This is a genomic window from Mucilaginibacter sp. P2_A5, from assembly GCF_056404995.1.
This window is the reverse complement of sequence record NZ_JBFUCY010000003.1, coordinates 1-14,823: the sequence shown is the minus strand read 5'-3', so window position 1 is coordinate 14,823 and position 14,823 is coordinate 1. Positions and strand designations below refer to the sequence as shown.

Annotated in this window: 6 protein-coding genes; 4 read left to right on the top strand and 2 right to left on the bottom strand. The window is 46.3% G+C overall.

Annotation, left to right across the window (positions count from 1 at the left end; translation table 11 throughout):
* Positions 1–38: 38 nt before the first annotated feature.
* The gene (locus AC1DXF_RS03285; protein ID WP_477446088.1) at positions 39–3,101 is read left to right on the top strand and encodes a SusC/RagA family TonB-linked outer membrane protein; all 3,063 of its coding nucleotides are present in this window, start codon (positions 39–41) and stop codon (positions 3,099–3,101) included.
* A gap of 10 nt (positions 3,102–3,111) precedes the next feature.
* Positions 3,112–5,034, top strand: coding sequence for a RagB/SusD family nutrient uptake outer membrane protein (locus AC1DXF_RS03280; protein WP_477446086.1), 1,923 nt, complete (start codon positions 3,112–3,114; stop codon positions 5,032–5,034).
* Between the two features lie 160 nt (positions 5,035–5,194).
* Here the strand turns inward: AC1DXF_RS03280 and AC1DXF_RS03275 are convergent, their stop codons facing one another.
* Positions 5,195–9,364 (bottom strand): hybrid sensor histidine kinase/response regulator transcription factor, encoded by a 4,170-nt coding sequence (locus AC1DXF_RS03275; RefSeq protein ID WP_477446083.1) that lies wholly within the window; start codon positions 9,362–9,364, stop codon positions 5,195–5,197.
* A gap of 558 nt (positions 9,365–9,922) precedes the next feature.
* Here AC1DXF_RS03275 and AC1DXF_RS03270 point away from each other — a divergent pair.
* On the top strand, positions 9,923–11,881 hold the full coding sequence (locus AC1DXF_RS03270; RefSeq protein ID WP_477446081.1) for a family 43 glycosylhydrolase: 1,959 nt from the start codon (positions 9,923–9,925) through the stop codon (positions 11,879–11,881).
* Positions 11,882–11,947: 66 nt separating this feature from the next.
* Positions 11,948–12,805 (top strand): sialate O-acetylesterase, encoded by an 858-nt coding sequence (locus tag AC1DXF_RS03265; protein WP_477446079.1) that lies wholly within the window; start codon positions 11,948–11,950, stop codon positions 12,803–12,805.
* A gap of 483 nt (positions 12,806–13,288) precedes the next feature.
* On the opposite strand, the gene AC1DXF_RS03260 is transcribed toward AC1DXF_RS03265, so the two are convergent.
* A partial coding sequence (locus tag AC1DXF_RS03260; RefSeq protein WP_477446077.1) for a cellulase family glycosylhydrolase occupies positions 13,289–14,823 on the bottom strand: 1,535 nt, incomplete at its 5' end.

Here is a 14,823-nt window from a genome sequence, read left to right as displayed (position 1 = left end):
CCATACAAGAAAAAATACAAACCTTTTTAACCTGAATTATGAAAAAATCATTACAACATTTCAAAAAAAAGCCACTCCTGTTGCTGATTCTGATTTTGCTTTCCGGCCTTACAGCATTCGGACAGGGCAAAAAAATAAGCGGAACAGTGATTGATGAAAAAGGCCAGCCCTTACCGGGCGCCACTATAAGGGCAAAAGTGGGCAAAGCAACATCGGTTACAGATGCGGCCGGCAATTTCGTTATAACAGTACCCCCAACTGAGAAAATCCTCATTGTCACTTTTATTGGCTATGCCGACCAGGAAATTCAAATTAACGACCAATCTCATCTTTCCATCCATCTTACTCAAAGCAATAACAGCCTGAACGACGTGGTAGTTATAGGTTATGGCAACCAGCGGAGGGAAGCAGTTACCGGTTCAGTTGCCTCCATCAGTGGCGAGAAGATACGCGATATTCCCGCACCTAACATTAGCCAGGCCATACAGGGCAGATTACCGGGTGTAGAGGTGTCACAAACGTCTACCAAGCCTGGGGCTACAATGCAAATCCTGATTCGTGGTCAACGATCACTGACTGCCAGCAACGATCCTTTGATCGTCCTTGATGGAATTCCATTTACCGGATCTATCGGCGATATCAATCCGAGTGATGTTAAAAGCGTAGATATACTTAAAGATGCTTCGGCTACGGCAATTTACGGTTCCAGGGGCGCCAATGGCGTTATCATTGTAACTACAAACAGAGGGCAGATGGGAGGAGCCGCCAAAATAACCTATAACGCGTATTACGGCGAGCAAACTCTTTTCGCCAGATATCCCATGATGACGGGGCCTCAATTCTCAACCTTCCGTAAAACGGCCGGGTTATATACCAATGCGGTTGATGAAGCTGATAATGTCAATACCGATTGGCAAAAATTATTCTACAGAAAAGGAATGGTTTTCAGCAATGACGTTGGTGTTTCCGGGGGAAGCCAGACAGGAACTTATAATTTCGGGGGAGGCTATTATAAGAACCAGGGTCTTATTCCTACGCAGCAATATACCCGCTACTCTATGAGAGGCTCAGTTGACCAGAATGTCGGCAGGTATTTCAAAGTAGGTTTCACTACCAATAATAACTATAATATATCCGAAGGAAACCAGGTTAGTGTCGGCAGCGTTTTAGGGCTTTCTCCGCTTGCTAATCCTTACAATGCCGATGGCAGTTTAAAAAGAACGGTAAAAACGCCATTGAGCGAAAGCTTCGTTTTGACCAAAGATGTCATCAATAATATCCATGACAAATGGCTCAATGAAACCAGGAACTATGCTACTTACAACTCTGTTTATGGAGAAGTAAAAATTCCATGGGTGGAAGGCCTGAAATACCGGGTTAACCTGGGGCTGGATTATGTGCAAAGCAACAACGGAAATTACACCGGAGTGGGCATCGGAAGCTCTACCCCGACAACATCGTCAACCGCCGGCGTCAGCAACTCCGCACAATATCATTGGGCGGTTGAAAATTTATTGACTTATGACCATACGTTTGCTAAAAAACATAATATAAACGCGGTAGCCTTGTATTCTACAGAGCAAACCAGATACAATTACTCTACTATGTCGGCCAAAGACATTCCTGCAGACGCTTTCCAGTTTTATAACCTGGGTGCAGCTACAGGCGAAATCACCATTGGCAATGGCAACTACAGCCAAAGCGGCCTGATGTCTTACATGGGGCGTGTGATGTATTCTTATGACGACCGCTTCCTGTTATCGGCCACGGTTCGTTCAGACGCCTCTTCGCGTTTGGCCCCGGGTCACAAATGGCATACCTATCCAGCTGTTTCAGCTGGTTGGAATATGATGAATGAGTCTTTCATGAAAAATATTTCGGTTATAGACAATTTGAAACTGCGTGTAGGTTTTGGGCAAACTTCAAATCAGGCGGTAAACGCGTACCAGACACTTGGTACCCTGGGCACCCGTCAGTATAACTTTGGGAATACAAATTATGCCACAGGTTATTATGTAACCCAACTGCCCAGCCCGACGTTAGGCTGGGAATATTCAAAAACCTGGAACTACGGATTGGATTTCTCTCTTTTTAAACATCGTTTGTCAGGTACAGTGGAGTATTACGTTACCAACACTAACGACATATTGCTGAGTGTTGGCTTGCCGCCTACTGCCGGTGTTGGCAGCTATACTGCTAATGTTGGGCGTACGCAAAATAAGGGTATTGAATTGAGTTTGAATGGCACAATCATTAACCAAAACGGATTTACCTGGGATATCGGCGTCAACGTATATAGAAACCGGAATAAACTTATGGCGCTCGCATCAGGTCAAACCAGGGATGAAGGAAACGCATGGTTTGTTGGCCACAATATCAACTCCATTTACGATTATAAGAAAACAGGATTGTGGCAGGCCGGAGATCCTTATCTGAGTACCCTGGAACCAGGTGGTAATGTAGGTATGATCAAGGTACTATATACCGGTACTTATGATGCCAACGGTCAGCCAACACGGGCTATAGGCGCTGCCGATCGCCAGATTATAGACGTGGACCCTAAATTTGAAGGTGGCTTTAACACGCGTGTGGCTTACAAAGGCTTTGATTTCAGCGTAGTTGGGGCTTTTAAAGACGGCGGGATCGTCATCAGCAGCCTTTATGGTTCAGGAGGTTATCTAAACCTGATGACCGGCCGTAACAATAACGTTCAGGTTGATTACTGGACACCGGAAAATACGGCCGCAAAATATCCGAAACCAGGTGGTATCCTTAGTGGCGACAATCCAAAATATGGCAGTACACTGGGTTACTTTGACGCATCATATGTGAAAATACGTACGATGACGCTTGGGTATGATTTCAGCAAACTGCTATCCGGGCATGCCAATATGAGATTGCGTACGTATTTCACCGTGCAAAATCCTTTTGTATTTTTCTCGCCCTACCACAAAGAATCGGGGATGGATCCTGAGCCCAATTCGTACGGTAACGAGAACGCTGCGGTGCCACTCTCTTACGCACAAAGGCGCTTCCTTACTGTCGGTAGTAACGCGCCTTCGACCAGAAATTATGTGCTTGGATTGAATTTGACATTTTAACACTATTAACATGAAAACTTTGAAGATAAAAAGCATCATAAAATCCACGCTGTTGTTGGTCATCTTATCAACAGGATGCAAAAAGGTGCTTAATGAACAACCTCGTTCTTCATTCACACCAGAATATTTTAAAACGGAGCAGGGTGTAAACGGGGGATTGACAGCTATGTATGCCCACTTACGTAACATTTACGGCCAGGCCTATTATTACAATTCCGGCGTTACCGGTACCGATGAAGCTACCTGGGGCCAGAGCGCGGACGGGAACTTTAAGGATATGGATTGTTCCGGCGTAGGTGTCATATCATCAACCAGTTATCCAACCAGTATTATATGGGGTGAATCCTTCACTGATATTAATACTGCAAGCGGGGTAATCGAAAACGCCAGCACGGTAGGTATTTCTAACGCACTGATTGCCGAGGCCCGGTTTTTTAGGGCCTTTGATTATTTTTTGTTGGTGCAATCCTACGGTGGCGTACCACTGGATCTGGGTTCAGGTATTTTGAAATTTAATATATCTCCGTCGAGAACATCTGTACGTAATACGGTGCCTGACGTATATACTAAGGCGATATTCCCCGACTTGTTGCAAGCCATCAATGATCTGCCGGAAACCGGCCGGGTAACCGGCGGATTGACCAAAACAACGGCCCGGCTTTTCTTGTCGAAAGCATATTTAACTTATGCGTGGTGGCTTCAAAATCCTAACGGTATTCCAACCTATCCCGCAAGCAATCGGACAGACCCCGACAAGCATGATGCTGCATGGTATTTTCAAAACGCTTATGATATCGCAACTACCGCTATCGATAACCCCGGGGCCTTTAAACTACAACCAACTTTCTATGATGTAAATGTTGGATCAAACGACCGGAACAGCGAAATGGTGCTATATGCCGACCATACGCAAAGCAGCGAGAAATATAACGGCTCAAGTTTAACTTATGGCAGCGGTGGCGCCCCGGACAACTTTGCCGGCTGGATGATGACCTGGAACTATCCAAACATTATCAGTGGCGGGGTAAATTCTGTTCTGCGTGAAGCAGAGCAACATTTGGGCCGCCCCTGGGTACGTATGGCGCCTACTGTTGAAGTGTTTAAAAATACTTTTGCTGATAAAGTAAATGATTCCCGATATGATGGAACCTTCACTACCGTGTACCGCGGTAACTGGCAAAAGGGAGGTAATACTGCTCAAACGTTAACCAATGCAAACGGTTTACCTGTTGCGCAGGGTGGTGCTATCCTAACTTTTCTTGATAGTGACGATTCAAACGTTACGTATGCTAAATCGAATGGGAATGTTGGGGCCGGCCTGCTGCCGGGAAGATCAGATTGGGTTATCAACCTTAGTGATATAAGCAGGATAATTTACCCGGGGCTATGGAAACTGGGGCCGTACCGCACAGACAATGGCACAGGGTTAGGCCAGCCCAACGCGGGCAGCACGCGTCCTTACCCGATTGCTAAGTTTTCTGAACTATACCTGATAGCAGCTGAAGCAGCAGTAAAGGGCGCCACTGTTAAGTCAGGAAAGTCAGCCAGAGAGCTCATTAACGTACTGCGTGCGCGGGCAGGGAAATGGCGTTTCAACAACAACGGAAACGTGGCGAAGGTTGAAGACGATAGCCAGGCGATGACTGACGCAACGCCGGCCAGCATTGATATCAATTACGTTTTAGCAGAACGTTCCCGGGAATTCTATGCTGAAGGCGGACGTTGGTTTGACCTGGTACGGACTCAAAAATGGGCAGAACTTGCCGCTTCATATACGATAGCGGGAACAACTTTCGGAGATCACACTCCGGTTAAAGTCACCCGCTCTATTGATGCTCATCTTTATCTGCGCCCTATCCCGCAGGGGCAAATTGATGCATTGGTTATGAGCGATGCGGATAAGGCTGCATATCAAAATCCAGGTTATAACTAATTTGCCGGATTGATACTTAACAGGAGAGGCTATTTCGACGAAATAGCCTCTTCTTACATTAGTATATTACGGAAGAAGGTAACGGTTCCTGCGCAATAGTTCTCAATGCGATTGAAACTATGGCGCTAATCTCTATACACCGCCATTCGAATGCTTAAATTTAGTCCGCGATTTCTGTCAGGAGGCTTTTTGAACGCTTAGCCCTGCGCCCGGTTAAAAACTCCGAAGGCGATAAGCCATATTTTTTCTTGAAATTCTTAGAAAAGTAGCTGGGCGTTCCAAAACCTGTCATGTAAGCAATTTGCGCCACGTTAAAATCACTGGCTTCCAGCAGTGCTCTGGCTTTATCCAGCCTGATGGTCCTGATGTATTCTACAGGGCTCAGTCCGGTAATTTCCAGTAACTTGTAATATAATGATCCCCGGCTCATCCCCACATGACGGCTTAACTCCTCTACCGATAGTTCGGAATCGCTGAGCTGGTCTTCCACCCATTTCATAATGGCGTTCAGTAATTTAACATCGGCAGACTCGCAGGCGATCTCGGTGCCCGTGAGCTGAATTTGTTTGGAATAGGTGGCTTTTAATTTTTTGTTCAAAAGTAGCAGGTTACTTATTTTTGTCTGCAGAATCTGGAAATTAAAGGGCTTGGACAGATAATCACTCGCACCGGTTTGCAGGCCCTTTAACTGATCTTCCTCACCGGTCATTGCCGTAAGCAGGATGACCGGAATATGCGAAGTCCGTTTGTCATCTTTTAATTTTTTACATAGTTCAATACCGTTCATCTCCGGCATGCTGATATCACTCACCACCAGCTGAGGGTGCGTGCCCAAGGCTTTTTGCCAGCCCTCCCTGCCGTTCACCGCTTCCACAATGCGATAATGTTGTTTTAAGTGTTCGGCCAGATAAAAACGGAATTCATCGTTATCCTCTACCAGCAGTACAGTTGGCAACTCGCTTGTGTTCGAACCCTCATCAATATGGGATGAATTTGGTATTAAATCCATTTCTACGCTGGCAACCGGCAAAATTTCAGGTTCGTTTTGACTGGCCGGTTCCGGCAATTGCACCACCGGTAAAGTGATAAAAAAAACAGAGCCGCCGGTAGGTTTGCCCGATGCGCAAATATGACCCTGATGGAGTTCTACAAACTCCTTGGCAATCGCCAGGCCGATGCCGGTGCCCTGGTTTAAGATCTTTCCGTTTTGGTCAGCTTGATAAAAACGTTCAAATATTTTATCCAGTTCATTTTCGGCTATGCCTACACCTGAATCCACTACACGTATCTCTAAAGCAGGAGACGCTCTGTTTGATTCGCTTATGTCCAGATATAAATCTACCGATCCACCGCGGGGGGTGAACTTGAAGGCATTAGATAATAAATTAAAAATCACTTTTTCAAGCTTGTCATGATCAAAAAGGGTTTGCCAGTGCTGCTGCTTGGTTGTTACATGGAAGGTAATCTGTTTTCTGTCGGCAACATCCACAAAAGATTCGGTGGCTTCCAATATAAATTGAATAATGTCGCCGGGCATCAGGTTCAATTTCAATTCGTGTTCCTCCATTTTTCGGAAATCCAGTAACTGGTTAACCAGGTTTAACAGCCTTTTAACATTTCTGGATACCATTTTTAGGTGAGTCGCATCATCCTCTTTAAAAGAGCGTTCGAGCAGCTTTTCAACAGGTGCCAATATCAGTGAAATCGGCGTTCTGAATTCATGGCTTAAGTCCGTCAAAAATTTAATTTTCGACTGATCCAGTTGATGTAACCGTTCGGCCTGCAGGCGCTCCTGCTCAATTAATTGTTCGGCCTTTAATTTTTCCTGGGTAATTTGAAATTGGCGCTGCAGTTTTTGGATTCCCCGCCGCCGGATAAGCAATAAGACAGAGCCTCCTAAAATCACATAAGCCACATAAGCATAAATTGTCCGCCAGAATGGTGGCTGCACCGTCACTTTTATTTCCGATATAGTATTACTCCAGTCCCGTTCATTTTTGGTAGCCATTACCTGGAACACATAGGTGCCCGGGTCAAGGTTGGTGTAATTAGCAACCCTGGCTTTACGCACGTAATTCCATTCCTTTTCAAATCCAAGCAGCCGGTAAGCGTACAAATCTTGTTTGGGCGAGGTATAGTCGGTAGCAACGTAGCCGATTGAGAAATTTTGTCCATAACGTAACCGTATCTCGCTGGCAGTAGTGATCTGTTCCGTTATTGGCGCATCCGAATCCGGCGTTACAGGAACATTGCCGATCTTTAATTCGTTGAACAGGACCGGGCCTGGTACCTGCGGAGGTGGGAGTTTTGCAGGGTTGAAATAATTAAATCCGTCCTGCCCACCGAAGAAAAGATCGCCATCGGAGGTTTTTAAGCCCGACCCGTTGAGGAATGAGCTTGACTGTACGCCATTTTCGCTTGTGAAGTTTCTGAAGGTTTTTTTCTTTCGGTCAAAAGCACTTATCCCGCGGTCGGTACTCAGCCAAAGTAATCCATGATCATCCTCCTGGATATTCTTAACGAAATTATTTCCGAGTCCATCGTGTTCCGTATAAGAATTAAAGCGCTTGGTTTTCGGGTCAAAGCAACTGATACCCTCGTTGGTCCCCGCCCACAGTGTTCCGTCCCTGGCTACCAGCAAATCAATAACCACATCGTCTGCCAAGCCGCTGTTGGCTTTGTTGTAATGCGTAATACTGCCGTTACCGGCGTGACAGACGGCAACACCGGTTCCTGACGAAGCAATCCAGATATCACCATCAGGCTGTATGGCCAGCGCATTGATATAACCGTTTAAGGGCAATACCCGACGAAAGCTGGCAGCCGAATATTTGTCGAAGTTTGTAAAAAGCTGCGTTTTAGGATCATATATGCTAATTCCGCGACCGATGGTGCCCATCCATAACCTCCCTTTTCGGTCTTCAGTAAAGGTGGTGATGCTATTGTAACCTGGGCCGCGCGCACTGCCGTCAGATATAAATTGTTTAAATGTCCCGGAAACCGGATCGATCCGGAATAAACCGTGATGATGCGTGCCGGCCCACAATTGCCCGCTAATATCTAAATGAAGTGCAGCTATTGTCAACTCCTGCGACCTGTCTAATTTGCTGCTGATTGGATAAGTTTTAAAGAGACCGCTGACTTTATCAAATAATTGGAGCCCGCCGCCGTCTGTACCGATGAAGATTTTGTCGTTTCGGTAAGCTGCAAATGCGGTAACAAAAGGCGATTTCAACCCGGCAGGATCGAAAGCGTCGCTGCGCTTAAGATCAAAGAGCGAAAGTTGCTGATTGTACTTGCTAACACCACCTCCTAAAGTCCCCACCCAAAAAATGCCTTTGGGGTCATAAAAAAAGCTACGGATATACCTGCTTTTGAGACTAAAGATATCCCTGGGATTTGGACCAACTTGCTGAAAAGTAGCGGTGGCCGGGTTCAGTATATTGACTCCATCTTCGGTACCCACCCATAGCTTCCCTTCGCCATCCAACGCCAACGTACACACGGCATTATTGCTGAGAGACCGGCTTCGGCGGGGATCGTGGCGATAAATCATGAACCGGCCATTTCCCAGCCATTTACTCAAACCATCCAGGGTTGCAAACCATAAATTCCCCTGCTTGTCTTCCATAATTGCTTTAACAGCATTATCGCTAAGGCTGGATGGGACATTGGCCTGATGCTCAAATTTGTGAAATTTACCCTTTGCGGGCTCGTAAAGGAAGAGGCCGCTGTTGGTGCCTGCCCATATCCGGTGCTCCCTGTCTTCATACAAACAAAGAATCACAAACGTTCCCATATCACTTAGCATCGGCTTAGGTATCGCAGGGCCCCCAACCTTGCCCGTTTTCAGGTCGAACTTCCGGAGGTCGCCATAGGTTCCAACCCAAAGCTGGCCCTTGTGATCTTCTAATATCGCACGTGCGGAAATACCCGACAACTCTTTCCAGCTGCCATCCCCCTTGTAGTTTTCGAAACGATCATATTTTTGATCATAATAACAAAGCCCCCCACCGCTGGTGCCTATCCATATCCTTCCCTGGCGGTCTTCAAACAGCGTAAGTACTTCATTGGAGGGCAGGCTGTACTGATTGGCAGGTTCGTGCCGGTAGGTGGTAAAAGCACTTCCGTCAAATTTGCCCAGGCCGTTGGTTGTTGCAAACCACATCAGCCCGTTTCTATCTTTGATTATTGCATTGACGGTATTAGATGACAGGCCTTCCTGAACGGTAATAGTGGTGAATTTAATGGCATCCTGAGCAGCCGCGCTGAACGGAACTGTAACGGTAAATAACAACGCAAAAAAGTAACTTTTAATCCGTTTCCACATAGGTTCGTTTAATTTAGCCCCCCTGTCTGATGATTTTGCAATCGATTGCTGGTTGGTGCTGTTTTTTATATTTAATAATAAGGATAATTGGCTGTTCCTAAACAAATATAGGGCTCAAATATTCAATTTTCCGTGTTCGGCTAGATAATAATTTGATTTCGGCGAATTTAGGTATGTATCGAAAATGTTGTGTGCAATCGATTGTAATATACCAATGATGTTTTTACGTTATTCGTTATTAAACTAATAACGATCTCCACCCCCCTGATAATAAAAGGCCGCTTTTATTCGCGGAGCGGTATTTCGTCCGTTACCATCAATATTTAACTTCAAAAGCGCGGACGTTAAACATTTGTGGTAGTAATTTAAACATCAGCGACAGGGGAGGAGAGGCCCTTTATCCTACATTAGCCAACCGCAATTGTAAACAGAAACCGGCAAACTTTAAAAAATGACGGACGCTTTTCAACAAGGCTCATCCGTTGGCTGATGCCCGTTAGTTGGCGAAGTAACAACATCGCGGCGCAATTAATAAGAACTGGATTTTTAACTAACCATATGATCAATAATTTCTACCGTCTGCTGCAATGCCTTGCATTGCTGTTATTTTGTACATCAGCGGCCCGCTCACAGCCAAAGTCGGTTGCCGATTCGTCCTCCTTTTATCAAACTGTAAGAACCTACGTTAATCCCGTCTTGCCCGGCGACCACCCGGACCCTACCTTATTGAAGGTTGGGGATGACTTTTATCATTGCGGTTCTACTTTTCATTTCAATCCCTATATGCCCATCTGCCATTCTAAGGATCTGGTGCACTGGCAGGTGATCAGCCGGGTTTTATCGCCTGCTAAAGCGGCCTGGGTAACCGATCGCCCCTCGGCGGGTATCTGGCAGGGTGCCATAACTTATTTTTATGGCTCTTACTGGATCTACTTTTCTGCAAACGGTCAATGGTTTAGTAAGGCGAGTTCGCCTGCAGGTCCTTGGACAGAGCCAGTACAAGTGAAATCAAATGCGGTGACCGGCAACCTGGGGTATGATAATTCTATTTTTGTTGATGACGACGGGAAGCCCTACATGGTGATCAAGAACGGGCAGAGGGTGAACCGCCTGCAGGAATTAGGCCGTGATGGCCAGTTAACCGGCACTGTGATCAATATGGATTGGGTTAACGCTAATCTGCAATATAGTTGGGCAGAAGGGCCGGTAATGTGCAAGCGCAATGGCTTTTACTACTATTTTCCTGCCGGGGATGTTTCTGGCGGCCAGTATGTATTGAGGGGAACTGCTTTGACCGCCGATTCGACAAAGTGGGAGCGGCTGGGCGATTTCTTCAAGCCGGTTACGGATCCTAAAGTCGGGTTTCGCCGGCCAAATCATATTTCGGCTCCTTTCCGATTAGCCGATGGCACCTGGTGGACAATAGGGCAGAGTTATGAAAAATATGAGGGAGATGATTGGTCTGGATTAGGCCGGCAAACGGCCTTGTATCCGGTAACCTGGGAAGGCGACCGGCCGTGGGGGATGGCGCCTTCCACGAAGCCAATTATCAAACCTAACCTTCCGCAAGCGGGCATTCCCTGGCGGAGTGTTAAAACCGATTATTTTGACAGCGGCACGCTCGATCTTAACTGGCATTTCTTAACCCGGAAAGCCAGCACCCGTTATTCGCTCAATGAGCGCAATGGCTGGCTCCGGTTGAAGCCTGATACCTGCCGTACACACGTGGTGCAAAAGGAAACCGACCATTATTATACAGCAGTAACTCAGGTGGATCTTAATGCCACAACAGCAACAAGCCAGGCCGGAATTTACCTGACCAACGGTAGCGAGAAAGTGGTTGCCAAATTATTCACGGGTTATGATCAGGGTAAAAAGATAACTTTCGAGTTAGACACCGCCAGGCGCAGCATTCCGAATAGCTTTGGAAATAGGGTGTGGCTTAAACTGGAAAGGAATCAGCATTTACTGCGTGCCTGGTGCAGCGGTGATGGAAAAATCTGGACGTCGTTGGGTGCGCCTGTAAATGCTGCCGACATGGACAAAACGCAACCCAATTATAATTCATGGGTAGGGACAAGCGTAGGGTTGTTTGCGGAAGGCCAGCCAGCCGATTTTAATTGTTTTATTTGTAAGGATGGTACATCGGCGTTGCCAGCCGTGGGGTACAGCAATTACTATGGCATAATTACTGTGAACGACGCATCTGGTAAAGGGGTAACCAATACGTCGGATTATGGCGGCTGGTTCATGCTTTCGGGTGTCGAACTCGGTAACCGGTCGCCGTCAGCTGTTAGCGTATTGGCTAATGCTAAGGTGAACGTGCAATTGGAAATTTGGCTTGACGATTTGCAGCACGGAAAGTTGATTGCTAAAATACCCGTCAATAGCAAATTCGGCTGGAGGCACTACCGCAGCGGGCTAAAAGGGCTTACCGGTCAGCACGATGTTTTTATCAAATTTCCGGTTAAGGCGGCGAGGGGGCTGGTGGTTAGAAGTATACAATTCTTAAATTAATTACCCAAGTTTTTTAATGATGGATAGGGAGCAGGTATAGGCTGCTGCCTGAAACATTTTATAGCAATGAAAAAAATATCATTAATTATCCTGGTTTTGCTGGCGGTACAAAGCAGTTTTGCACAGGACTCCAAGTTTTATATCTTTTTATGTTTTGGGCAATCTAATATGGAAGGTAACGCGCGATATGAAGCGCAGGATACAGTCGGGATTGACCCCCGCTTTCGCGTATTGCAGGCCGTTGACTGTGTTGAACTTGGCCGGAGTAAAGACAGCTGGTACACCGCGCAACCACCCTTGTGCCGCTGTAAAACAGGCATAAACCCGGCTGATTACTTTGGCCGGACACTGGTTGCCAATCTGCCTGAAAAAATAAAAGTAGGTATCATCAATGTTTCAGTAGCCGGTTCAAAGATAGAGATATTCGATAAGGACAATTACCAATCCTATGTAGCGACAGCTCCGGACTGGATGAAAGGAATAGTTGCGGAGTACAACGGTAACCCGTATGCCCGGTTGGTGGAGCTGGCCAGGCTGGCACAAAAGCAGGGCGTGATAAAAGGCATACTGCTGCATCAAGGGGAATCCAACACTAATGATACGCTATGGACACGTAAGATAAAGGTGATATACGATAACCTGATGAAGGATCTGCAGCTCAAACCAAAGAAAGTGCCCTTGCTGGCCGGGGAACTGGTAAATGCCGACCAAGGTGGCGCCTGCGCTTCCATGAATAAGATTATTGCCCGTTTACCGGAGCTTATCCCCAATTCTTATGTTATTTCTTCCACCGGCTGCTCAGCATCCTTAGATAAATTGCATTTCGATGCAGCGGGTTACTGTAAGTTAGGCAGGCGTTATGGGATTCAAATGCTGGCGTTACTGGGGATAAAGTTAGTGGATGCGGAATTTACGATCAGGTAATGAGAAATACCAATGATCCGGCTGCTTAGCTTGCAGATGGTGATGCAAACCACTATCGCCATCCGAATGAATTGGTTTATCTAATGACGGCTAATGCGATAGATGCATGGGTTTTCTTTACATTCGCATTAAGGTCTTAGCGAGTTATAACGCAAACACCTTAATTTCTGGTTTAGCTAATAAATTATTCTTGAGCTGTAAAAATTTTGAAAAACTGCCTGTTTCAATCAATTCTTCCTCAAAATGGTTCGGGTTTTGCACTGCCATCCACCAGTTTTCTAAAAAGGCTTTTTTATGCCCTCATGGCAGGTTTTTCGATAAAAATACGACAGATCAAGGAGGATTTTATGAAAGCCCCGGTATCTGACCAGCAGGAATCCATTCCAACCCTCAATACCTAACAAAAAATCTCTAACACCTCATTTAAAACGGAGGCATTAGAGATTTTTGGCAGTTGGTATAACTTAATTGATTTATACTACCTTATATTTTCACAAATCCCCATTGCTGATTACGGCCTCCGGAGTAGGTCCATTGGTCAAGTGCACCGCCGTTATTGAGCGAAGATGCTGCAACGTCCAAAACTTTTCCGCTGTTTGCATTGGTAATTTTATAATACCCGTTGTCGGTTATCTGAATTGACCATTTTTGGTTTGGACCGCCGTTGTAATCCCATAAATCTACCTGCCCGCCATTACCGGTGCCAAAGCCATACATTTCCAAACATTTTCCGGTGGCATGCATAGGGGTTAACCGGTAGTAACCGCCCCCGGCATCTTCAATTTTAAATTGTTGGTTTGCGCCGGCTAAATATTCCCATTGGCCGGCCGGCGTTTGATTTGTGGTACCCCAGCCAGCAATTTCCAGGGCTTTAAAGCTGTTCCTGTTATAAATCTGGTAAACTTGCCCAACCTGGATGGTTGACGATGTRCCGTTTTGCAGGCCYTGTRCCRCCGCGGCTAAACCTTGCTGGTCGGCAACTSCGTTRGTTTGCCTGYTAATAAGTCKGAATGCATTATTTCCCTGCGATCCATCATCAAAATAAAATGGRAGCAAGCCATATTTCAACGCCTGGTGGGTAATGTAATTAATATAATACGCCCTGCCGGCCTGGTGCAAAGTTAATGCRTCCCCCGAAAGYGTTTGGAACCTGCGGATAGCGCCATATTCTCCCAATAATACGGGGATACCCTTATCAATGAACTTTGTCTTCATCTTTGGAAACTCTGTGGTAGCATCCGACTCGTCGCCCGAGGTRGCATTTCGTGAAGCATCGGTTGTAGAAAGATATCCATTGCCCCAATAATAGGCCATAGTGCCCCAGCTTACATCGGAGGTTAAACCGGCAAAATTAAAGGGAGTGTAATAGTGTACTTCAACCATCAGGCGATTGGAAGCCGGATCGGTGGGAAGGGTATTCATTAATGTATTTGAGTTGTCGATATTTGTAGATGGGCCCTGGATAAGCAGCACCCGGTAACTGTTGTGCCCACCGGTTGATCTTACCGCATTAACAAATGTTTGATGATATGAAAGCAGCACCCCCATCCCTGTAGCATCTGATACAGCGGGTTCATTGGCGCTTGCAAAAATCACATGCTCGTCAAAGCCACGCATTTGAGTAGCAATCTGCTCCCAAAAAGCCTTTTGTTTGGCATTAACTGCTGCCTGCGCGCTGGTAGTGCAATTGTTCTCCAGCCATCCGCCATCCCAATGAACATTTAATATTACGTACAAACCGTCGTTAACGCAGTACTGAACAACCTGCTTAACCCTGTCAAGCCATGTTTGCTGAATTTGGGCCGTGGTTTGATTAGCATACTGGTCCCAGCTGCAAGGGATACGCACCGCGGTGAAACCACTTCTTTTAACCTGGTCAATAAGCGCCTGGGTTATTGTAGGGTTGCCCCAATTTGTTTCGCCGCCTATTGCCTCCAATGTGTTACCAATGTTCCAACCTAACTGGAACTTTGCAGCAAGCTGAGTTGCCGTGCTGGAAACGCCGGTTTGATCGGGCG